Here is a 22,362-nt window from a genome sequence, read left to right on the forward strand (position 1 = left end):
ATGCGGTGGGCTGCCCGCGCCTTTTTGGCAGGACTGTGCATGCTGGCGGGCGAGGCGTTGGCCAAGCGCCCCGAAGTCATTGTGGACCCGGGGGGTGTGCCCCCGGCCGCGCTGCAGGCGATCACCCAGGCGGTCGATGCGATTGCGCGGCTGGCCGAAGACCAGGACGGCGGTGAAATCAACCGCCTGCGCCGGCGCGCGCGCGATGCGACGCTGGCGGCGCTGGCCACCCAGGGCTATTTTTCGCCCAAGGTCACGCTCGAGGCCGGCACCGATATCGGCGGCGAAACCTGGGACATCGCCATCGTGCCCGGCAAGCGCACGACCGTCGAATCCGTGGACCTGGCGTTCACGGGCCGCATCACGCGTCCCGAGTACGCGCAGCGCGTGCAGCGGCTGCGCGACGACTGGAGCTTGCGGCAAGGGCAGCCCTTCATCAATAGCGACTGGAACCGCGCCAAGGCCACGCTGCTGGACGAAATTTCCACGCGCGATTTCCTGCTGGCGCGCATGACGTCCTCGCGCGCCGACATCGATGCCGACAACGCGGTCGCGCATCTGCATGTCACCATCGACAGCGGGCCGCAGGTGCGCATGGGCGAACTGAACACGCAGGGCTTGAAGCGGGTGCCCGAAACGCTGATCGATCGCTACGTCCGCTACAACGTGGGGGCCGCGTTCGACCAGAACCGGCTCGATCAGTGGCAGCAGGACCTGCAATCGACCGCCTTCTTCCGCGGCGCGTTCGTTTCGCTGCAGGAGCCGCCCAGCCAGACCGATCAGCCCACGGACCCGATCTCTGACCGCGCCCGCGGGCCGGGCGCCGAAGACGCCGCCGCGGCCGCGCCGGCAGGCGATCCCACGGTGTCGGGCGGCCTGCCCCCGCCGCCCGCGCAGTTCGATTCGGACGGCGAAATCACGCTGCCCGTGCAGGTGCGCGTGGTCGAGGCCCCGCCCAAGCGCTTTTCCGCGTCGATCGGCGTGGACGACGAGGCCGGCGTGCGGGTGGAGTCCCTGTATCGGCAGAACGTCGTGTTCGGCCAGCCGGTCACGATGGAAACCGGCTTTGGCGTGGACCGGCTGCGCCAGCGCGCCTTCATGGATATCCTGCTGCCGCCGTCCGAGCGCGGCTACCGCGATTCGTTCGGGATCCTGGCGGACCGCTCCGACATCCAGGGGCTGGAGGTGACCCGCTACGCGCTGGGCGCCACGCGAACGCAGGAGCGCAAGGGCGCGGGCGACAGCCGGGTCGAATACGAAACGCGCTACGGCGTGCTGCTGGCGCAGGACCACGTCAAGATCGACGGCGGCGACAGCTACACGCTGCCCACCGTGACCACCACGGCCGAATGGCTGCGGCGCGACGTGGACAACAAATACGATCCGCGCGAAGGCAACCTGATCGCCGTGGGTGGCGGCGTGGGTATTACGCTGGATACGGGCGAGCCCTACACGCGCCTGCGGCTGCGCGGCCAGAAGTGGTGGCCGATCGGCAAGCTGGACGTGCTGACGATCCGCGGCGAAGTCGGCCGCGTGTGGTCCAACGGCGACGTGCAGGTTCCGGACGACTTTGGCTTTCGGACGGGCGGGGCGCGCACTATCCGCGGCTACCGTTACCAGAGCATTGGCGTGCACCGCGACAACGCCGTGGTGGGCGCGCCCACGCTGCTGGTGGGCAGCATTGAATACGACCACTATTTTGACGAGCGCTGGGGCATGGGCGTGTTCGTGGATGCGGGCGATGCCGCCGAATCGTTCGGCGACATGAAGATGTCCGTGGGCTACGGCGTCGGCGCGCGCGTGCGCACGCCGGCCGGCCCGTTGTTCCTGGACGTGGCCTACGGCCAGCGCGAACGCGACCTGCGCCTGCATTTCTCGTTGGGGATCGCGTTTTGAAGTTCGTGCGTAAATTCCTGCGCCATGTGCTGGTGTGGTGGCTGCCCGGGCTTGCCATGCTGGCCGCATTGGCGGCCGGATTCATCTTCTGGCTCGTGGCCTCGCAGAACGGCACGCGCCTCTTGCTGACGACGGCCGCGCAGCAGCTGGACGGTCAGGCGCTGGACGTGAATGGCTCGCTCTTGCGCGGGGTGACCGTGGGCCAGTTGACGTTGACGGCCGGCGGCACGCACGTCGATATCCATGATCTGGACCTGGCCGTGCATTGGCGCGCCCTGGGCGACCGGCTGCTGCACGTGCGCAATCTGTCGGCCAGTTCTGTGCGCGTGGACATGGTGTCCTCGCCCGAGGCGCCGCCTGCCGAAGACAACGGCGAACCCTTCACCCTGCCCAAGCTGCCGGTGACCATCGCCGTGGACCGGCTGGCGTTGGGCGATTTCCAGTTCACTCAGGATGGCCAGCCGCTGCCCGTCACCTTGAACGACCTGAACGCCACGTTCGCCGCGGGCCAGCAGGGCGCGCAGTTGCGTATCGCCAGCTTGCGGGTCGGACACGAAGTGGGCGAGGCCGATGTGACTGGCCAGGCGCAATTGCAGGACCTGGCCGACCCGTGGCCGTTCGCGGCGCGCCTGGACGTCACGGCGCGCGGCGCGGGCCCCGATTCCCCCTTGTGCCAGGCCGACCGGTTGAGCGGCGTGTTCGGGCCGGTGGCGGGGCAAGCGCAGCCCGGCGCCAAGGCCGGCGAACCGGTGAAAAAGGCGGAAGCGCCCAAGGCCCAGAACGCCGCGAAGCGCGCAGGCGCGCGTGCGGCGGATGCGGGGGGCAAGGGCGCGAAGGGCGCAACTGCCGTCAAGCCGGCAGCGGCGGCCAAGTCCCCTGCCGACGCCGCGCAAGGCGACAAGGGCAACAAGGACAAAACCGAGCCCGCGGCGCCGGCGATGGGCCCGCCCGCGCCCACGTGCCTTGTCGTGCTGCGCGCCGACGCTGCCGGATCGCTCGACGGCATTCAGGCGAAGGTGGACGGCACGGGTTCGAACTTGGTGCTGGATGTGGTGGCCGATCTGGCGCCGCGCACGGCGCTGGTGCTGCGCAGCGCCCGGGCGCGCGCGCAACTGCCGGACAAGTCCACGCTGGCCGCGCAGTTTGACCTGCAGGCGGGCGACGCGCCGGGGCGCAACCGGATCGTCGGCTCGCTGGACGCGCAGCGGCTCGATCTTGCGCCCTGGACGGGCCCTGCCATACCGCCGGCGCTGCTTACCGTACGCGCCGATGTACAGGCCGATATCGAGAACCTGAGCGAGCTGCGCCATGCCGCCGTCAATCTGCGGTTTGAAGAAGGCAGCCGCTGGAACCGGCAGGCGCTGAGCGGGAATCTGAAGGCGCAGGTGGACGTCGCTGCGGCAGCCGGTGCTGCGGAAGCCGGTGCTGCGCCAGCCGATGCCGCGGCAGCCGGTGCTGCGCAACCCGCTGCTGCGACCAATGCCGCGGCGACAGGCTCCCCGCCGGCGCCTGCCCGCAGCGCCGCGCCGGATCCGTCGGTAGACCCGCTGGCCGGTCTGCGGATCCACGACCTGGACGTGGATTTGCGGCTGGGCCGCAACCGCGTGCGCGCGACGGGCGAATTGGGCGCGGCAAACGGCGCGATCACGCTGGACGCCCAGGCCCCGCAGCTGGACGCCTTCTGGCCGGATGTGCCGGGCGGCGCGGAGGTGCGCGCCCGCATCGACGGCACGGTGGCCGCGCACCGCGGCGAGATCACCGCCAGCTATACGCCGCCCCGGCCCCGGCCGGGCATCATCGGGCAATCGCGCGCGCAGGCCAACCTGACCTTCAACGGCGGCTGGGGCAGGGGACCTGCGGGCCAGCCGGATGCGGCGCTGGTGGGCTGGCGCGGCACGTTCTCGCGGCTGGGCGCGGATACCGCCGGGTTCGCCGTCTCCTTGGACCGGCCGGTCACGTTGTCCTTCCTGCCTGCGGCGGTGGCGCCGCAGTGGCAATGGCAGGTGGGCCAGACCGCGCTGAGCCTCGTCCTGCCGGGCAAGGAGCGCCTCACCGTGGCGCATCAGGGTTCGCGCGGCGGCGGCAAGCGTTGGGAAACCGCCGGGCAGTCCGACAATCTGGTCATCACCGCGACCGTGGCGCGCCAGGTGATCGGCGCATTCGATCCGGAAGCCGCGGCCAAGCTGGGCCGCAATGCCGGCCGCGTGAACGCGGTCGTGCCCGACGGCCAGCGCCGCATTGCGCTCGACCTGCTGTGGGATCTGAAATTCGACGGGCGCCTGGCGGGCCGCGCCCGGATCGCGCGCCGTACGGGCGATCTGCTGATTCCGGGCGACCCGCCCATCCCCTTGGGAGTGAAGACGCTGGTCGTCGACGTGACCGCCACGCCCACGTCGGCCAACGCCAGCCGGCTGGATGCCCGCCTGGATCTGTCGACGGACAAGATGGGCTCGATCAACGGCACTGGCACGGCGGTATTGCTGGTGGACGCCCAAGGCGGCATGGCGCTGGATACGCGCCAGCCGCTGCGGGCGCGGCTGAACGCGGATATCGCTGACCTCGCCTGGGTGGGCCTCTTCGTGGGCGACGCCATGGAGGTCGGCGGCACGCTCAAGGCCAACATCGACGTGCAGGGCACGCTGGCGGGCCAATGGGGCGCGACGGGCACCATCCGGGGCGACAAGCTGCGGCTGGTCCGCATCGACGACGGCGTGCGGCTGATCGACGGCACGCTGTCCGCGCGTCTGGACGGCCAGCGGCTGATCCTGGACAACCTGCGCTTTCCGGCGTCGCTGCGCGTCATGCCGGCCGAATGGCGCACCAAGGAATGGATCACCACGAACCCCGGCGCGAAGGGCGGGTACGCGGAAGCCAAGGGCGACTGGAACATCATGGACGGCGGCGGCGCAATCCGGCTGACGCTGTTCCGCTTCCCGGCATTGCAGCGCTCGGACCGCTACGCCATGGTATCCGGCACGGTCGACGTGCGGGCGGCCATGCCGCGCCTGGAAATCGTGGGCGACCTGAGCGCCGATGCCGGCTGGTTCAGCCTGGAAATCCTGCAGGGCGTGCCGACGCTGGACGACGACGTGCGCGTGATCCGCGCGGGCGACGAACCCGGCAAGGTGTCCACGCCCCTGCAGACCAGCATGGACCTGAAGTTCGACATGGGGCCGCGCTTCTACATCACCGGCATGGGGCTGGACGCCGGTCTGCTCGGCTCCATCCAGATCCGCCTGAATGAGGGCCGGCTGACGGGCTGGGGCCAGTTGCGCACGCGCGGCGGCGGCATCGAGGCCTATGGCCAGCGGCTGCGCCTGAGCCGCGGCACGCTGACCTTCCAGGGCCGGCTGGACAATCCCATCCTGGACATCGAGGCCCTGCGCACGGGCGAACTGGTCGAGGCCGGCGTGCGGGTGGTGGGCACGGCCCAGCGGCCGCGCATCGACCTGGTGTCCTATCCCGAAGTCAGCGACGTCGAAAAGCTGTCGTGGCTGCTGCTGGGCCGGGGGCCGGACGAAAGCGGCGGCGACGCGGCCCTGCTCGTGTCGATCGGCACGGCGCTCCTGGGCGGCGGGCAGCCGTTCTACAAGCAGTTCGGCCTGGACGACGTGGCCGTGCGCACCGGCAACATGGGCAGCTCGGGCAGCATCCTGCCCGACCGCACGGTGGCCGGCAACGTGAACCGCGATATCGGCAGCGACCTGTCCACGCAATTCCTGGTGGCCAGCAAGAACTTCGCCAATGGCATCACGCTGAGCGTCGAGCAGGCGCTCTCGGGCAGCGACACCGTGGGCCGGGCAAGTTACCGGCTGGCGCGTGGTCTGTCCCTGGATTTGAAGGGCGGCTCGGTCAACGGGATTTCGCTGGTCTATCGCACGCTGTTCGGCAATTGAGCGGACGCCCAAGCTTGAGGCGGGACAAGCCTGTCCCGCCTCAAATCAAGGCGGCCGGCGCGGTCGGGATAAAATGACGCCCATTCAAATCCCTAGCACCACACCCACCATGAGCATCAAGAGCGACCGCTGGATCCGCCGCCAGGCCGAAGCCGGCATGATCGAACCCTTCGAACCGGGTCAGGTCCGGACGGCCAATGGCGGGCGCATCGTCAGCTACGGCACCAGCAGCTACGGCTACGACGTGCGCTGCGCCGACGAATTCAAGATCTTCACCAACATCAATTCCACGATCGTCGATCCCAAGAATTTCGACGAAGGCTCGTTTGTGGATTTCAAGGGCGACGTCTGCATCATTCCGCCCAACTCGTTCGCGCTGGCGCGCACGGTGGAGTACTTCCGCATTCCGCGCAGCGTCCTGACGGTCTGCCTGGGCAAGAGCACCTACGCGCGCTGCGGCATCATCGTCAACGTGACGCCGCTGGAACCCGAATGGGAAGGCCACGTCACGCTCGAGTTCTCCAACACCACGCCGCTGCCTGCCAAGATCTACGCCGGCGAAGGCTGCGCGCAGATGCTGTTCCTGGAAAGCGACGAGGTCTGCGAGACCTCGTACCGCGATCGTGGCGGCAAGTATCAGGGCCAGCGCGGCGTCACGCTGCCGCGCACCTGATCCCTCAGCCTGCGGCCGGCGGCCGCAGGTATTCGATGTCCCATTCTCCTTCGCCGGTCTGCACGAAGCCGTGCCGGCGATAGAAGCGGTTTGAATCGCTGCCCCGCAACGCGCTCAGGGTCACTGCCTGGCGGTCGCGGTCGGCGTCCCGCAAGATCCGGCGCAGCACCTGGCCGCCCACGCCTCGTCCTTGCGCACAGGGATGCACGTACAGATGATCCAGCCGCAACCCTTCGCCGTCCGGGCGCAGGCAATAAAACCCGATGCGATCGCCGTCTGCCTCGATGTGCCAGGTGCACTCGGGGCGGAAGGTGCCGCGCAGCCGCTCACGGGCCCGGTCCGGATCGAAGCGGCCCAGCCGCTCCAGGCTGTCGCGCATGGCGTCGATCCGCAAGGCCAGCAGCGCCTCGAAATCCGCCTGCGTTGCGGGCGTAAAGCGCAGCGGCGCGGCGCCAGCCTGCGTTTCGCTGGCCAGTTCGTCGTAGCCGCGCCCCAGGAATTGCAGGATGCAGATGCCGTGGCCGTAAGGGTCCGCCAGATGCGCGATGCGGCCCCAGGCGTGCGTGGCGGGCGGATCCTCCAGGCGCGCGCCGGCGGCCACCGCGCGGGCGACCGCGCTGTCCACGTCGTCCACCACCACGTCCAGATGCACGGGCGTCCAGTGCCGCGCGTAGTCGCGCGGCTGGCGCACTGCGCCGGCCGCCGGTGTGCCTGCGGCTTTCTCGAGCAGGTAGATGGGGGCGTCGGCGCCCAGCAGTTCGGCGCCCGTCGCGCCCAGCCGGCGGTTCAGCGTCAAACCGAAAGCGGCCTGATAAAAGCCGATGGCGTGTTCGAGATCAGGAACATCGATATTGACCAGGATTCTCATGGAGGCCTTGTGATGGTGGAGCGCCGCGTCGTTACGCGGCCTGCGCTAAAGAACCTCCTGCCGCGTCCGTAAAAAGATTACATGTGTTTGCCGATTTGGCGACGTCATTTCTGCAAGCGTTAGCAAGGCCCAATCCGTGCGTTACCCCCACATCCCCTGGCTGCCCCTGTTGTTCTATCCCGCGTTGCCGGTGGCCGCCGCGATCGGACTGCTGTTCTGGCGGGAATGGCCGCCGGCGGTGAGCCTGATCGTGCCGTTCGTGCCGTGGGTGATGGCGCTGATCGGCTCGGCAATCTGCCTGATGTATCAGCGCTCTCAAACGATGGCGCTGATGCTGTGCGTGCTGGCCGTCACGGCGGCATGGCCCACGCTGGTTCGGGACGCGCCCTGGGCGATGGGGCCTGTGCTGGCCTGGTGGTCGCTCGTCTACACCATCAACGCCATGTGGTCCGAACGGTCCAGCATGCTGATCGACGTAGCGCTGCGCGTCGGCCTGATGGCCGCGGGCGCGGCGATCATCGCGCTGGCCGGCAAGGACGGCGTGGAAGAGCTGTTCAGCACCATTGCGCTGCAGGGCACGCTGGCGCGCATGGGCGTGCCGGCCGAGGCGCTGATTGCGCTGCTGGCCACCGGCCTGACGTTGACGCTGTTGCTGTTGCGCTATGGACGTCCGCAGCAGGCGGGGCAGTGGCTGGGCTTTGTCTGCATGGCGTTGGCGCTGCCCCGCGGGGCGGCCCAGCCGCTCGAACTGGCCCTCATGTCCGCCGCGGCGCTGACGTCCCTGTGCATCTCGCTGGCGCATGAAGGCTTTCACATGGCGTTTCGCGACGAGCTCACCGGCCTGCCGGGCCGACGCGCGCTGAACGAACGGCTGCAGCGCATGGGCCGCGTCTACACGCTGGCGATGGCCGACGTCGACCATTTCAAGGCGTTCAACGACACGCACGGCCACGACGTGGGCGACCAGGTGCTGCGCATGGTGGCCTCGCAGCTGCGGCGCGTGCCGGGCGGCGGCCAAGCCTATCGTTACGGCGGCGAGGAATTCACGCTGGTGTTTCCCGGCAAGACCGCGGCCGAAGCCATGCCGCATCTGGAAACGGTCCGGCGCGCCATCGAGGCCTACCAGATGCGCCTGCGCGACAAGCCGGCCCGTCCCAAGGCGGACCAGATCGGCCAGCGCCGGCGTGGCGGCCGGGTTGGGCGCGGCGCCCGGCCCCTGCGCGTCACGGTCAGCATCGGCGTGGCCGAGCGCAGCGATGCCCTGCGCGCGCCGGACGCCGTCATCAAGGCGGCCGACCAGGCGCTCTACAAGGCCAAGGACGGCGGGCGCAATCAGGTATGCGCGTTCGGCGCGCGGCGCCGGGCAGGCGCGGGCTGACCCGCCGGGTCATCCGTCCGACAACGGCATCGCCATCAGCGTTTCATCGTAGAGCTGTCCGTTCACGCAAAGCGCGTCGGGTTCGTGGCCATATACCGTGAACCCCAGGCTGGCGTACAGCGCGGACGCCGCGGTGTTGTTGGCGGTCACGCTCAGCTGCACCTGCCGGATGCCGCGCATGGTTGCCGCGTGGTCGATCGCCGCGCGCATGAGCAGCCGGCCGAGCCCTTGTCCGCGATGGGCGGGCGCCACATACATGCTCCAGATGTGCGCCTTGTGGCGCAGCTTCAGCTTGCGCTGGCGGCTGACGCCGACGATGCCGGCCAGCGTGTCCCCCAGGAACACGCCATACATGGCGCCGTCGTCGGCCGGCGAGATCCACGCGCGGATGTCCGCCAATGTCAGCGTGTGTTCCTCTTCGTAACTCGATCCGAAGGACTCGGGCGTTTCGACCAACGCGTTCAGACGCAATTGCCGCAGGGCGGCGGCATCGGGGGCGGTCAGGCGGCGGACGGCAGGGGCGTTCATGGCGGAATCAAAGTGTTGGGAATAGGGAACGTTTGGGCAGTATAGGAGGACGGGCTTGCCTATAATGGCCCCATCGCCGCTTGCGGTTTTGAACAAGGGGCCACTGATGTTCGGTTTCCTCAAGACAAACCAGGATGCGACGCGCCATGAGGTGCAGGAAGAGTTCGTGGCACGTGTCGCGGGTGCCGCGCAGGACTTTGTAGAGGCAGCCGGTTCCACCGGCGCCGTGCTGGACTACTCCCCGTCCAGCGTCCATGCGCTGGACGACGCGCTGGAGGCCGCCCATCTGGGCACGCTGCCTCTGACCCCCATGCAAACCGTCGGCGCCGCCGCCTATCTCTACGAAGTCGGCCGCCGCGCGCACGGCGGACTGTACGAGGTCTGCGACGACGAAGATCCGGTGGTTCTCGTCTGCGGAGAACCGGGCTCGGAAGTCTGCTTTGGCGCCATCGCCAAGGTCGAACGGCGCATCCGCTACGGGGCCGCCGAAGCCATCCCCGCCTACTTTGAAATGTTCATGACAGCCCTGCAAACGGGCGAAGCCCGGACCATCCGATAGGCCGATCCGGCGCTTCTGGGGATTTCCCTTAGGGCTGTAAGAAAAACAGCCCTACAATTCCGCAATTCCCGCCGCCGGCGGGTGCTCGCGCCGTCTGACTTCGGACGGTTTTTTACTCGCAGTACATTCGCGCCGCGATACGCGTCCGATTCGCCATGCCCCCAGGAGCGCCTGCATGAAATTCCGCTTCCCCATCTTCATCATCGACGAGGACTACCGTTCCGAGAACGCGTCCGGTTTGGGTATCCGTGCCTTGTCCGCAGCAATCGAGGCCGAGGGCGTCGAGGTGATCGGGGTGACCAGTTATGGCGACCTGAGCTCGTTCGCGCAGCAGCAAAGCCGCGCCAGCGCCTTCATCCTGTCGATCGACGATGAAGAGTTCGACGTGGACTCGCCCGAGGACGTGGCCAGCGCGATCAAGAACCTGCGCGCCTTCATCGGCGAACTGCGCTTTCGCAACGCGGACATTCCCATCTACCTGTACGGCGAAACCCGCACGTCGGAACACATTCCGAACGACATCCTGCGCGAGCTGCACGGATTCATCCACATGTTCGAGGACACGCCTGAGTTCGTGGCGCGCCACATCATCCGCGAGGCCCGCAGCTACGTCGACAGCCTGCCGCCGCCGTTCTTCCGCGAGCTGGTGAAGTACGCGCAGGACGGTTCCTATTCGTGGCACTGCCCGGGGCACTCGGGCGGGGTGGCGTTCCTGAAGAGCCCGGTCGGCCAGATGTTCCACCAGTTCTTTGGCGAAAACATGCTGCGCGCCGACGTCTGCAACGCCGTGGACGAACTGGGCCAGCTGCTGGACCACACCGGCCCGGTGGCCGAGTCCGAGCTGAACGCCGCGCGCATCTTCCACGCGGATCACTGTTTCTTCGTGACCAACGGCACGTCGACCTCGAACAAGGTCGTGTGGCACGCCAACGTTGCTGCCGGCGACGTCGTGGTGGTAGACCGCAACTGTCACAAGTCGATCCTGCACGCCATCACGATGACGGGCGCGATCCCCGTGTTCCTGCGCCCCACGCGCAATCACCTGGGCATCATCGGCCCGATCCCGCTCGAAGAATTCCACCCGGACAACATCCGCAAGAAGATCGAAGCCAACCCCTTCGCGCGCGAAGCGGTCAACAAGAACCCGCGCATCCTGACGCTGACGCAGAGCACGTACGACGGCGTCATCTACAACGTCGAAATGATCAAGCAGCAGCTCGGCAGCTACGTCGACACGCTGCACTTTGACGAAGCCTGGCTGCCGCACGCGTCGTTCCACGAGTTCTACCAGGACATGCACGCCATCGGCCAGGACCGCCCGCGCAGCCAGGACGCCATGGTGTTTGCCACGCACTCCACGCACAAGCTGCTGGCCGGCATTTCGCAGGCCTCGCAGATCATCGTGCAGGAGTCCGAGACCCGCAAGCTGGACCGCAACGTCTTCAACGAGGCGTACCTGATGCACACGTCCACGTCGCCCCAGTACGCGATCATCGCGTCCTGCGACGTGGCGGCCGCCATGATGGAGCCGCCGGGCGGCACCGCGCTGGTCGAGGAAAGCATCCGCGAAGCCCTGGACTTCCGCCGCGCCATGCGCAAGGTGGAATCCGAGTTCGGCAAGAACGACTGGTGGTTCAAGGTCTGGGGCCCGAACCGCCTGGTGTCCGAAGGCATCGGCAACCGCGACGAATGGATCCTGGAAGCCAACGACCACTGGCACGGCTTCGGCGAAATGGCCGAAGGCTTCAACATGCTCGACCCGATCAAGGCCACGGTCATCACGCCGGGGCTGGACATGTCGGGCAGCTTCGGTGAAACCGGCATTCCCGCGGCGCTGGTCTCCAAGTACCTGACCGAGCACGGCGTGGTGGTTGAAAAGACCGGCCTGTATTCGTTCTTCATCCTGTTCACCATCGGCATCACCAAGGGCCGCTGGAACACGCTGTTGACCGCCTTGCAGCAGTTCAAGGACGACTACGACCGCAACCAGCCGCTGTGGCGCATCCTGCCGGAGTTCTGCCGTGACCATCGCCGCTACGAGCGCATGGGCCTGCGTGACCTCTGCCAGCAGATCCACGAAGCCTACCGCGAACGCGACGTGGCCCGTCTGACGACCGAGATGTACCTGAGCGACATGGTGCCCGCGCTCAAGCCGTCGGACGCCTTTGCCCGCATGGCGCACCGCGAGGTCGAACGCGTCGACATCGACAAGCTGGAAGGCCGCGTCACGGGCGTGCTGCTGACGCCGTACCCCCCGGGCATTCCGCTGCTGATCCCGGGCGAACGCTTTAACCGCACCATCGTGCAGTACCTGCAGTTCGCGCGCGAGTTCAACGAACGCTTCCCCGGTTTCGAAACCTATATCCACGGCCTGGCCGACGAAGTGGGTCCGGACGGCGAAAAGCGTTACTACGTTGACTGCCTGATCGAAGAGTAAGCACGGGCGGGCCGGAAATCTTGATGTTCGATGTTGCAGTGCTTGGCGCGGGCGCCGCGGGCATGATGTGCGCGGCGGTCGCTGGTCAACGCGGCCTGCGCGTGGTGCTGGTCGACCACGCGCAGCGCCTGGCCGAGAAGATCCGCATCTCCGGCGGCGGGCGCTGCAACTTCACGAACATCGGCGCCGGCCCCGCCAATTTCCTGTCGGAAAACCCGCATTTCTGCCGTTCGGCGCTGTCGGCCTACACGCCGCAGGACTTCCTGGCGCTCATCAAGCGCCACCGCATCGCCTGGCACGAGAAACATCGCGGCCAGTTGTTCTGCGATGACTCGAGCGAAAGCATCATCGACATGCTGCGCGCCGAGTGCGGCGCGGGCAGTGTCCAATGGCGCATGGGCTGCTCGGTGACCGAGATCGCGCAGGGCGAGGCCGGCTTCGAACTGCGCACCAGCCAGGGTGTCATCCGGGCCGCCAAGCTGGTCGTCGCGACCGGCGGCATGGCGATTCCCCAGTTGGGCGCAACGGATTTCGGGATGAAGATTGCCCGCCAGTTCGGCCTGAAGGTCGTTGAGCCGCGCCCGGCGCTCGTCCCGCTGACCTTCGACCCCGTGCAGTGGCAGCCGCTGTCGGAACTGTCTGGCGTCGCGCTGGAAGTGAACCTGCAAACCGGGCAGGGCAAGGCGCGCGGCGAGTTCCTGGAAGACCTGTTGTTCACGCACCGGGGGCTGTCCGGTCCGGCGATCCTGCAGATCTCCAGCTACTGGAAGCCGGGCGAACCCATCGTGATCGACCTGGCGCCGGGGCGTGACCTGGCGCAGGAACTGCTGGCCTCCAAGTCCGGCAACCGCCAGCAGTTGCACACGGTGCTGGGGGGATTGTGGCCCAAGCGGCTGGCCGATCGCTGGTTGCACCTGGCCGAGCAGGGCGGCAAGCCCGGCCTGGCGGCCCTGCGCCTGGCCGACGCGCCCGACAAGACGCTGCGCGCACTGGCGCAGGATATTCATCAGTGGACGCTCGTGCCCAGCGGCACGGCGGGCTACAAGAAGGCCGAAGTCATGCGCGGCGGCGTGGACACGCGCGGCCTCGATCAGAAGTCGATGCAGGCCAAGTCGGTTCCGGGGCTGTACTTCATCGGCGAAGCCGTGGACGTTACCGGCTGGCTGGGCGGCTACAACTTCCAATGGGCGTGGGCGTCGGGCGTCGCCTGCGGACAGGCGCTTTGATTTCGCGGCGCGCTTAGCGCCAATCTGCGACGCGCATTCCGCTTTTGCGGACACCGCTGCGGCACGCATCGTCAATCCGGCATTGTGATATCAAATAAAAATACATATCATTTAGGTTTTGATCTTTATCAAGCTCGTCCCGCCCGGGACGGATCAGCCGGAGACTCGCATGGCCTACACCCTCCCTCCCTTGCCGTACGCCTATGACGCGCTGGAACCCCATATCGACGCGATGACGATGGAGATCCACTACACCAAGCATCACCAGACGTACGTCAACGGCCTGAACGCCGCGCTGGAAGGCGCCGGCATCGACACGGATGAGCCGGTCGAGGCGCTGGTCGCCCGCATCAAGGAATTGCCCGACGCCGTGCGCGGCGCGGTGCGCAACCACGGCGGCGGCCACGCCAACCACAGCCTCTTCTGGTCCGTCATGTCGCCGCAGGGCGGCGGCGAACCGGACGGCGCGCTGGCCGCGGCCATCGACGCCGACCTGGGCGGACTGCCCGCCTTCAAGGAAGCCTTCACCAAGGCGGCCCTGACGCGCTTTGGCAGCGGGTGGGCCTGGCTGAGCGTGACGCCCGCCGGCAAGCTGGTGGTCGAAAGCAGCGCCAACCAGGACAGCCCGCTGATGGACGGCAACACGCCCATCCTGGGGCTGGATGTCTGGGAACACGCTTATTATCTGAAGTACCAGAACCGCCGGCCGGAATACATCGGCGCTTTCTACAACGTGGTGAACTGGGCCGAGGTCTCGCGCCGCTACGCCGCAGCACGGGGCTGAGCGCATCTTCACGAAGGAGCGCAGCCGCCTATGAATACCTTCAGCCGCCATCGCGTGCGGCCGGCAGCCACCAGCATCAGCGTCTGGACGCTGGCTGTGATGGTGTCCTGCCTGGCCCTATACCAACTCTGGGTTTACCTGGACGTGCGGGCGCCGCACGTGGCGGACGCGCTGCTTGGCGGGCTTGTCGCGGCCGGCGCCACCGCGCTCGGCACGTTGCCCATTCTCTTTGCCCGCACCATTCCGCAAAAGGCGCAGGACAGCATGTTCGGCTTTGGCGCCGGCGTCATGCTGGCCGCCAGCGCGTTTTCGCTGGTGGCGCCGGGCATCGCCGCGGGCGAGGACCTGGGTTACGGCCCGTGGGGCGCGGGCCTGACCGTGGGCGCCGCGATCCTGCTTGGCGGGGGCGTGCTGCTGCTCATGGACCGGACGCTGCCGCACGAGCATTTCATCAAGGGCAGGGAAGGGATGGAGGCGCACCGTCTGCGCCGCACCTGGCTGTTCGTGTTCGCGATCATGCTGCACAACCTGCCCGAGGGGCTGGCGATCGGCGTGGGCTATGCCGCGGGCGACCCGGTGCGCGGCACGGCGCTGGCCACCGGCATCGCCATCCAGGACATCCCCGAAGGACTGGTGGTGGCGGTCGCCTTGCTGGCCGCCGGCTACAAGCGGACCTTCGCGGTGGCGCTGGGCATGCTGTCCGGGCTGATCGAGCCCGTGGGCGCGGTGCTGGGCGCCGCGGTCGTCGGGTGGTCGGCGCCGCTCTTGCCGTGGGGGTTGGGCTTTGCCGCGGGGGCCATGCTGTTCGTCATCAGCCACGAGATCATCCCGGAATCGCACCGCAAGGGGCACGAGGTCTACGCCACCTGCGGGTTGATGCTGGGTTTCGTCCTGATGATGCTGCTGGACACGGCGCTGGGATAGCGCCCCCCGCGCGCGACAGGCCTAGGCTTACCCCGGGCTTTCGTTGTATGCTTTCGGCGCTGTCACGCATGCTGCGGGAGAGAGTGGCCGAAGGCATCAAGCCCGGCCGCCGCCGAAGGCGCAATTCGCCCAGAATCGCTCAGGTAACCGATACCGCGCAGGCTTGCCCCGTCCCGCATTGTTGCCTCATGGCCCTGCGGATGCGGCAAAACAGTACTCTGGAGAGACCTGGCGCCGCCCCTGAAACAGGGACATGGCGAGCAGCCCAGGCGCCGAAGGTGCAAACCCGCCACGCGGGGCAACTCTCAGGCAAAAGGACAGAGGGGCGGAAGATTCAGCCGTTGCGCGGGCGCCATCCGCCCGCAATCAGCGGCATTCCGTAACCCTGGCATCACGCCGTCCCGGAGTTCCCCGCATGTCCGCACCCCTCAAACGCACCCCGCTGGCCGAAGAACACATCGCCGCCGGCGCCCGCATGGTCGATTTCGGCGGCTGGGACATGCCGCTTGCCTACGGCTCGCAGCTCGAAGAGCATCACGCGGTGCGCCAGGACGCCGGCATGTTCGACGTCTCGCACATGCTCAACGTCGACGTGCAGGGTCCGGACGCGTTCGCCTTCCTGCAGCGCCTGGTCGCCAACGACGTGTCCAAGCTGACCGTGCCGGGCAAGGCGCTCTACAGCTGCATGCTGAACCCGCAGGGCGGCGTCATCGACGACCTCATCATCTATTTCTTCGCCGCCGACGAATGGCGTGTGGTGGTCAACGCCGGCACGGCCGACAAGGACGTGGCCTGGATGCAGCGCGTCAAGCAGGCCGGCGCGTTCGACGTCGCCATCACGCCGCGCCGCGATCTGGCCATGGTGGCCGTGCAAGGCCCCAACGCCCGCGCCAAAGTCTGGGCGGCCCGCCCGGCCTGGCAAGCCGCCACCGAACCGCTGACGCCCTTCGTCGCCGCCCGCCTGGGCGACGACACGCTGGTCGCCCGCACGGGCTATACCGGCGAGGACGGTTTCGAAATCGTCCTGCCCGCCGCCGACGTGGTCCAGCTCTGGCGCGACCTGACCGCCCAGGGCGTGCGTCCGGCAGGTCTGGGCGCGCGCGACACGCTGCGCCTGGAAGCCGGCATGAACCTGTACGGCCAGGACATGGACGAACTGACCCAGCCCGGCCAGGCCGGCCTGACCTGGACCGTGTCCTTCAAGAACGCCGAGCGCCGCTTCATCGGCCGCGATGCGCTTGAGCAATTCGCCACGCCCGCCACGTTCATCGGCCTAAAGCTCAAGGACCGCGGCGTCATGCGCGCGCACATGGCCGTGCGCACCCCGCAAGGGATGGGCGAACTCACCAGCGGCACCATGTCGCCCACGCTGGGCGTGTCGATCGGCTTTGCCCGCCTGCCGCAAGGCGTGGCCCCGGGCGATACGGTCGAGGTCGATATCCGCGGCAAGTGGGTGCCCGCCGTGGCGTGCAAGCTGCCCTTCGTGCGTAACGGCAAAGCCGTCGAACACTCGTAAACTCGAAGCTTCGCGCGTGCGCCGCCCCGGACTGGGCGACGGCCGCCCGCGCGAGGCGCGCAACACCATTCATCTACCCGCATTCCCTCAGGAGTTCCCATGAGTCTGCCCACCGATCGCAAGTACACCGAGTCCCATGAATGGGTCAAAGCCGAGGGCGACGTGTTCGTCGTCGGCATCACCGACACCGCCCAGGATCAGCTGGGCGATCTGGTCTTCGTTGGCGACGTGAACGTCGGCGCGAAGCTGAACGCGGGCGAAACCGCTGGCGTGGTCGAGTCGGTCAAGGCCGCCTCGGACATCTACGCGCCCGTGTCCGGCGAAATCGTTGCCTTCAACGAAGAACTGGAAAGCAACCCCAACCTGATCAACGAATCGGCCTTCACCGCCTGGATCTTCAAGATCAAGCCGGACAATGCGGCCGACGCCGACAAGCTGCTGGACGCCGCCGGCTACGAAGCCGTCGCCAACGGCTGATGCCGCCCGCGAGGGAGGCGGGCCGCCTCGGCGCCGCCGCCCTCGCCAGACGCAATACCGTCCGTCTCCAGGACGACACCCGCTACCCCGAGATCTCCCCATGTCGCGCGCCCTAGACACCCATACCGACTTCATTCCCCGCCACATCGGCCCCTCCGACGCCGACCAGGCCGCCATGCTTGCCGTGATCGGCAGCGACAGCCTGGACGCCCTGATCGAAGAAGTCGTGCCTCCCAAGATCCGCAGCCAGGCGCCGCTGGCGCTGCCCGCCTCGCGCAGCGAAGCCGACGTGCTGGCCGAACTGAAGCAGGTGGCGGGCCGCAACAAGGTCTACCGCAGCTACATCGGGCAGGGCTACTACGGCACGCAGACGCCCAACGTGGTGTTGCGCAACATTCTTGAAAATCCCGCCTGGTACACGGCCTACACGCCGTACCAGCCCGAGATCTCGCAGGGCCGCCTGGAGGCCCTGCTGAACTACCAGACCATGGTCGCCGACCTGACCGGCCTGGACATCTCCAACGCCTCGCTGCTGGACGAAAGCACGGCCGCCGCCGAAGCGATGACGCTCGCGCGCCGCAGCGCCAAGTCCAAGAGCCCGGTGTTCTTCATCTCGCGCCACGTGCATCCGCAGACCATCGAAGTCGTGCGCACGCGCGCCGAAGGCCTGGACATCGAGATCCGCATCGGCGACGAAGCCGAAGGCCTGCCCGAATGCTTTGGCGTGCTGCTGCAATACCCGCACAGCACGGGCGCCGTGTCCGACTACCGCAAGCTGGCCGAAGCCGCCCACGCGCAAGGCGCCGTGGTGGCGTGCGCGACGGACCTGCTGGCGCTGGCCGTGCTGGCCGCACCGGGCGAGTGGGGCGCCGACATCGCCGTCGGTTCGGCTCAGCGCTTTGGCGTGCCGTTCGGCTTTGGCGGCCCGCACGCGGGCTTCATGGCCTGCAAGGACGCCTTCAAGCGCAACATGGCCGGCCGCCTGGTCGGCGTGTCCAAGGACGCGCAGGGCAACCCCGCGCTGCGCCTGGCGCTGCAGACGCGCGAACAGCACATCCGCCGCGAGAAGGCCACCTCCAACATCTGCACGGCGCAGGTGCTGCTGGCCGTGATGGCCGGCATGTACGCCGTGTGGCACGGTCCCGCCGGCATCCGCCGCATCGCCCAGCGCGTGCAGCGCGCCACCGCGATCCTGCGCGCCGAACTCATCAAGCTGGACATCAAGGTCGTCAACGACACCTTCTTCGACACGCTGCTGCTGGAAACCGGCGCCGCAACGCCTGCCATCCTGACGGCCGCCGACTGCGCCCACATCAACCTGCGCCGCGTCGACGGCGCGCGCCTGGCGGTTTCGCTGGACGAAACCGTGACCGTGGCCGACCTGCAGGCGCTGGTCAACGTCTTCGCCGCCGGCCTGGAGCGCGATGACGTCGAACTCGACATCGACGCGCTCGACGCCGCAGCCCCCAGTGGCATCCCCGCCTCGGTGGCCCGCGAAAGCGCCATCCTGACGCATCCCATCTTCTCCAGCGTCCAGTCCGAAACCGACATGCTGCGCTATCTGCGCAAGCTGGCCGACAAGGACCTGGCCCTGGACCGCACGATGATCCCGCTGGGTTCGTGCACCATGAAGCTGAACGCCACGGCCGAGATGATCCCCATCACCTGGCCCGAATTCGCGCTGATCCACCCGTTCGCGCCCGCCTCGCAAAGCCAGGGCTACGTCGAACTGATCGACCGCCTGTCGGCCGCGCTGTGCGAAATCACCGGCTACGACAACATCAGCCTGCAGCCCAACTCGGGCGCGCAGGGCGAATACGCGGGTCTGCTCGCCATTCGCGGTTACCACCAGGCCAACGGCCAGCACCAGCGCAACATCTGCCTGATCCCGTCGTCGGCGCACGGCACCAACCCCGCCTCGGCGCAGCTGGCCGGCATGGATGTGGTGGTGGTGGCCTCGGACGCCAATGGCAACGTGGACCTCACGGACCTGCGCGCCAAGATCGCGCAGGTCGGCGACAAGCTGGCCGCGCTGATGATCACGTACCCGTCCACGCACGGCGTGTTCGAAGAAGCCGTGACCGAAATCTGCGATCTGGTGCATCAGGCCGGCGGCCAGGTGTACCTGGACGGCGCCAACATGAACGCAATGGTCGGCGTGGCCAAGCCCGGCAAGTTCGGCTCGGACGTGTCCCACCTGAACCTGCACAAGACGTTCTGCATCCCGCACGGCGGCGGCGGCCCCGGCGTGGGCCCCGTGGCGGTGCGCGCGCACCTGGCGCCCTACCTGCCGGGCGTCGTGAACGAACAGGGCAAGCTGCCCGGCGACGCCAAGGTCGGCCCGGTCTCGGCCGCCCCGTTCGGCTCGGCCGGCATCCTGCCGATTCCGTTCGTGTACATCGCGCTGATGGGGGCGGACGGCCTGCGCCGCGCCACCGAAGTCGCCATCCTGAACGCCAACTACATTGCCACCCGCCTGCGCGACCACTACCCGGTCCTGTACGCGGGCCGCAACGGCCGTGTGGCGCACGAGTGCATCCTGGACGTGCGCCCGCTCAAGGAAACCAGCGGCATCAGCGCCGAAGACATCGCCAAGCGCCTGATGGATTACGGCTTCCATGCGCCCACGATGAGCTTCCCGGTGGCCGGCACGCTGATGGTCGAGCCGACCGAATCCGAAGGCGTGGCCGAACTGGACCGTTTCATCGACGCGATGATCGCCATCCGCGAAGAGATCGCGCAGGTCGAACGCGGCGAACGCGACCGTGTCGACAACGTGCTGAAGAACGCGCCGCACACCGCCCAGATGCTGCTGGCCGAGGAATGGCTGCACGACTACCCGCGCCAGCAGGCCGCCTACCCGGTGGCCACGCTGCGCGACGGCAAGTACTGGCCGCCGGTCGCACGTGTCGACAACGCCTACGGCGATCGCAACCTGGTCTGCGCCTGCCTGCCGATCGAAGCGTACGCATAGTCCTTGGCATTTGGAGGTGTCTGACACCCTGGGGAGATGCGCTTCAACTCGCGGCAGCGTCTCAGCGGGTATCAGACACCTTGGCAGCGGCATGAAAAAGCCCCCGTCCTTCACAGGCGGGGGCTTTTGTTTGAGGCCGGCGTCAGGCCGGCCGCGCATTACTTCGCGGGCGCTTTCGCCGCGGCGCCGAAGTCTTCGGCGATGCTGATGAAGGTGTTGAGCAGGATCTGCAGGTTGTCCTTGCCCAGGCCGCCTTCGGCGTTCATGTCCATCTGCAGGACGGCCTGGTTCTTGTCATCCAGGTAGGCGCGGCTCCAGCGGTATTCCTGGTTCCAGGCGTTGATCGCCTTGAGCGACATCGGCTTCTTGGTGGCATACGTGGCGGTCGCCACGAGGTCCAGGCACTTTTCCGTGAAGTCGTTGCACAGAAACTCCAGGCGCAGGTCGGTGGCGCCGGTGGTGCCCGGGTTCAGGACCAGCACGGGGCCGTCGGTGCCATCGGTGCGGGTGACGGTGTAGCCCATGTCGTCCAGCATGTTGGCGACGTCTTCCAGGTTGAAGTCCTGCATGACGCCCGCCACCGGTGCGGCGGCGGTGGATTCCTCGTCGGAATCCATGCCGATGCCCGACAGCTCATCGTCGTCGTCCATGCCGTTCATGCCGGTGGCGCCCAGCAGGCCGCTGAACAGTTCATCGGCGGGGATCTTCTGCCCGTTCAGGTCGCCCATGCCATCGGCGAACGTGAACTTGCCGACGATATTGTCGCCGTCGTTCTTGCCGACGTTCATCATTTCGGCCATGCCGGCCATCTGGCGGATGCTCTCATCGGCGTCGGCCGCGGCCTTCTCGGCGGTCAGGCCTTCCTTCTTCATGGCGTACTGCACCATCAGGTCCTGCACCATCGGCTTGGAGATCACCAGCGAGGCGTCGATCTTCTTGATCGCCTGCACCGCGATTTCCTGCGGGGTCAGGTCCTTGGCGTTGGCCGGGTTGGCCATTTCAAGCGTGAACGTCAGCTTGCTTTCGCCCTTGGCCGTTTTCCAGCTCAGCGGATCGATGCTGAACGACGGATTGCCGGCCAGCAGCTTGCCGGCGTTGTCCAGCAGGACGTCGAACTGTTCGTCCTTCAGGCCTTCGTCGCTGGCGCCCAGCATGTACTGGCGCATGAGCTGGTTGTAGGTGTCCGACAATTGCTTGACGGCCTGGCCGTCCAGGCGGGCAAGCTTCACCACGGCCTGGCCGTTGCCCAGCACGACGTCGTTCACGGTAAGGTCGCCCGTCTGATAGGCGGCCTGCACGTTGATCGCCTTGTCGTCCTCGGACAGCTTCACGCCATAGCTGAAGTTGTCCAGCGCCACCTTCATGTCGTCGGTGGGGCGCAGGACGTCCACGCGCTTGATCTTCAGGTCCGAATTGCCCATGGAAATGCCGAACTTGCCCATGCGGCTGTCGACGTCCATGGTCAGGCCCGCCACGGTTATCTTCACCGGGTCGCTGCTCTTGGTGCCGTCGACGGCCAGCTTGTCGATCACGCCGTGCGCGGTGACCGCCTGGGTGGCGCGGTCGAAGGTGCCTTCGATGCGCATGCCGCTGAAGTCGAGCGCGTTGCCGTCGTGCGTGACGGTAACGGGAGCGACCGCGGCGGTCGTCACCGCATTGCCGCTATAGCTGACGATCGCGTCGCTCATCAGCGGGGACACGTCCTTGGTCAGCTCGAACACGGGCTTGATGTTGTCCGTCTTGGCGATTTCGGTGTGGATGAACGCCAGCTTGGGCGCAATGGCGCCGCGCGCCAGGGCGCTCTTGGGGAAGGGGCCGTGCTCGACGTTTGCGTCGAACTCGATCATGCCGCCGGGCAGGTCGTCCAGGCCCTTGTCGTTCTTGATGAACGACACGCCATAGCGCGCTTGCGTGGAGAACAGGCCGCGCTCGTACTTGAGCTGGTCGATGCGCAGACCGAACAGGGGCGTGACCTTGGCCAGCTTCTCGTTGGCTTGCGCCAGGTAACGCTGCGCGTCTTCTTCGATGCGCTTGCCGGTGTACCACGTGGCGCCGACCCAGCTTCCCGCTCCCACTATGACCACGCCCAGGGTGATCGCTACGCTCTTTTTCATCGCTCTGCTTATATCGTTGATTGTCGAGTCATATCCGGCAGCGGCGGCCAACTGCGCCACTCGCGTCCGCGCGAGCGGAACCGTTCCTGGATACGCGTGTTCATCGGCCTGT

General features: G+C 67.5%; 15 protein-coding genes and 2 riboswitches. Of the genes, 12 read left to right on the plus strand and 3 right to left on the minus strand.

All coding sequences use genetic code 11. The features are described from left to right. From KVT32_RS11100 to dcd, 3 genes are all read left to right on the plus strand, one after another. Positions 1-1,896: an autotransporter assembly complex family protein gene (locus KVT32_RS11100; RefSeq protein WP_217618193.1), complete on the plus strand. Its 1,896-nt coding sequence runs from the start codon at positions 1-3 to the stop codon at positions 1,894-1,896. Between the two features lie 56 nt (positions 1,897-1,952). Then, positions 1,953-5,792, plus strand: coding sequence for a translocation/assembly module TamB domain-containing protein (locus tag KVT32_RS11105; protein WP_175156225.1), 3,840 nt, complete (start codon positions 1,953-1,955; stop codon positions 5,790-5,792). Between the two features lie 109 nt (positions 5,793-5,901). Then, positions 5,902-6,465 carry a dCTP deaminase gene (gene dcd / locus KVT32_RS11110; protein WP_008166733.1) on the plus strand — a complete coding sequence of 188 codons (564 nt, stop codon included), beginning with the start codon at positions 5,902-5,904 and terminating at the stop codon, positions 6,463-6,465. A 4-nt stretch (positions 6,466-6,469) separates the two neighbouring features. Here the strand turns inward: dcd and KVT32_RS11115 are convergent, their stop codons facing one another. Beyond that, positions 6,470-7,333, minus strand: coding sequence for a GNAT family N-acetyltransferase (locus KVT32_RS11115; protein WP_217618194.1), 864 nt, complete (start codon positions 7,331-7,333; stop codon positions 6,470-6,472). 136 nt (positions 7,334-7,469) lie between these two features. Here KVT32_RS11115 and KVT32_RS11120 point away from each other — a divergent pair, with 136 nt between their 5' ends. Then, positions 7,470-8,711: a GGDEF domain-containing protein gene (locus KVT32_RS11120; RefSeq protein WP_217618195.1), complete on the plus strand. Its 1,242-nt coding sequence runs from the start codon at positions 7,470-7,472 to the stop codon at positions 8,709-8,711. 9 nt (positions 8,712-8,720) lie between these two features. Here the strand turns inward: KVT32_RS11120 and KVT32_RS11125 are convergent, their stop codons facing one another. Next, positions 8,721-9,239, minus strand: a complete 519-nt coding sequence (locus KVT32_RS11125; protein WP_152382616.1) for a GNAT family N-acetyltransferase — start codon at positions 9,237-9,239, stop codon at positions 8,721-8,723. 106 nt (positions 9,240-9,345) lie between these two features. Between KVT32_RS11125 and KVT32_RS11130 the strand changes: the two genes are divergently transcribed. From KVT32_RS11130 to gcvP, 8 genes are all read left to right on the plus strand, one after another. Further along, entirely contained in the window at positions 9,346-9,798 is a 453-nt protein-coding gene (locus KVT32_RS11130) for a hypothetical protein (protein WP_142053141.1), read from the plus strand. Between the two features lie 175 nt (positions 9,799-9,973). After that, entirely contained in the window at positions 9,974-12,235 is a 2,262-nt protein-coding gene (locus KVT32_RS11135; protein ID WP_056325225.1) for an arginine/lysine/ornithine decarboxylase, read from the plus strand. A gap of 23 nt (positions 12,236-12,258) precedes the next feature. Then, positions 12,259-13,461 carry an NAD(P)/FAD-dependent oxidoreductase gene (locus tag KVT32_RS11140; RefSeq protein WP_152385355.1) on the plus strand — a complete coding sequence of 401 codons (1,203 nt, stop codon included), beginning with the start codon at positions 12,259-12,261 and terminating at the stop codon, positions 13,459-13,461. 169 nt (positions 13,462-13,630) lie between these two features. Continuing rightward, complete coding sequence (locus KVT32_RS11145) at positions 13,631-14,245, plus strand: superoxide dismutase (RefSeq protein WP_217618196.1); 615 nt, start codon at positions 13,631-13,633, stop codon at positions 14,243-14,245. A gap of 30 nt (positions 14,246-14,275) precedes the next feature. Next, on the plus strand, positions 14,276-15,169 hold the full coding sequence (locus tag KVT32_RS11150; RefSeq protein ID WP_056325234.1) for a ZIP family metal transporter: 894 nt from the start codon (positions 14,276-14,278) through the stop codon (positions 15,167-15,169). A gap of 64 nt (positions 15,170-15,233) precedes the next feature. Beyond that, a riboswitch (glycine riboswitch) is annotated at positions 15,234-15,335 on the plus strand. Between the two features lie 42 nt (positions 15,336-15,377). Further along, positions 15,378-15,500: riboswitch (glycine riboswitch) on the plus strand. 84 nt (positions 15,501-15,584) lie between these two features. Further along, positions 15,585-16,685: a glycine cleavage system aminomethyltransferase GcvT gene (gene gcvT / locus KVT32_RS11155; protein ID WP_217618197.1), complete on the plus strand. Its 1,101-nt coding sequence runs from the start codon at positions 15,585-15,587 to the stop codon at positions 16,683-16,685. 99 nt (positions 16,686-16,784) lie between these two features. Then, positions 16,785-17,162, plus strand: coding sequence for a glycine cleavage system protein GcvH (gene gcvH, locus KVT32_RS11160; protein ID WP_056325238.1), 378 nt, complete (start codon positions 16,785-16,787; stop codon positions 17,160-17,162). A 100-nt stretch (positions 17,163-17,262) separates the two neighbouring features. Further along, positions 17,263-20,136 carry an aminomethyl-transferring glycine dehydrogenase gene (gcvP, locus tag KVT32_RS11165; protein ID WP_217618198.1) on the plus strand — a complete coding sequence of 958 codons (2,874 nt, stop codon included), beginning with the start codon at positions 17,263-17,265 and terminating at the stop codon, positions 20,134-20,136. A 158-nt stretch (positions 20,137-20,294) separates the two neighbouring features. On the opposite strand, the gene KVT32_RS11170 is transcribed toward gcvP, so the two are convergent. Next, positions 20,295-22,250: a DUF945 family protein gene (locus tag KVT32_RS11170; RefSeq protein ID WP_217618199.1), complete on the minus strand. Its 1,956-nt coding sequence runs from the start codon at positions 22,248-22,250 to the stop codon at positions 20,295-20,297. Between the last annotated feature and the right edge of the window lie 112 nt (positions 22,251-22,362).

Origin of the sequence: Achromobacter sp. GbtcB20, assembly GCF_019091095.1 — a bacterium.
GTDB classification, from domain to species: domain Bacteria; phylum Pseudomonadota; class Gammaproteobacteria; order Burkholderiales; family Burkholderiaceae_B; genus Achromobacter; species Achromobacter mucicolens.

Bases quoted from the DNA above. Each gene is read 5' to 3' on its own strand.
- KVT32_RS11100 (WP_217618193.1), top strand. From the start codon at position 1: ATGCGGTGGGCTGCCCGCGCCTTTTTGGCAGGACTGTGCATGCTGGCG.
- KVT32_RS11105 (WP_175156225.1), top strand. From the start codon at position 1,953: ATGCTGGCCGCATTGGCGGCCGGATTCATCTTCTGGCTCGTGGCCTCG.
- dcd (WP_008166733.1), top strand. From the start codon at position 5,902: ATGAGCATCAAGAGCGACCGCTGGATCCGCCGCCAGGCCGAAGCCGGC.
- KVT32_RS11115 (WP_217618194.1), bottom strand. From the start codon at position 7,333: ATGAGAATCCTGGTCAATATCGATGTTCCTGATCTCGAACACGCCATC.
- KVT32_RS11125 (WP_152382616.1), bottom strand. From the start codon at position 9,239: ATGAACGCCCCTGCCGTCCGCCGCCTGACCGCCCCCGATGCCGCCGCC.
- KVT32_RS11130 (WP_142053141.1), top strand. From the start codon at position 9,346: ATGTTCGGTTTCCTCAAGACAAACCAGGATGCGACGCGCCATGAGGTG.
- KVT32_RS11135 (WP_056325225.1), top strand. From the start codon at position 9,974: ATGAAATTCCGCTTCCCCATCTTCATCATCGACGAGGACTACCGTTCC.
- KVT32_RS11140 (WP_152385355.1), top strand. From the start codon at position 12,259: ATGTTCGATGTTGCAGTGCTTGGCGCGGGCGCCGCGGGCATGATGTGC.
- KVT32_RS11145 (WP_217618196.1), top strand. From the start codon at position 13,631: ATGGCCTACACCCTCCCTCCCTTGCCGTACGCCTATGACGCGCTGGAA.
- KVT32_RS11150 (WP_056325234.1), top strand. From the start codon at position 14,276: ATGAATACCTTCAGCCGCCATCGCGTGCGGCCGGCAGCCACCAGCATC.
- gcvT (WP_217618197.1), top strand. From the start codon at position 15,585: ATGTCCGCACCCCTCAAACGCACCCCGCTGGCCGAAGAACACATCGCC.
- gcvH (WP_056325238.1), top strand. From the start codon at position 16,785: ATGAGTCTGCCCACCGATCGCAAGTACACCGAGTCCCATGAATGGGTC.
- gcvP (WP_217618198.1), top strand. From the start codon at position 17,263: ATGTCGCGCGCCCTAGACACCCATACCGACTTCATTCCCCGCCACATC.
- KVT32_RS11170 (WP_217618199.1), bottom strand. From the start codon at position 22,250: ATGAAAAAGAGCGTAGCGATCACCCTGGGCGTGGTCATAGTGGGAGCG.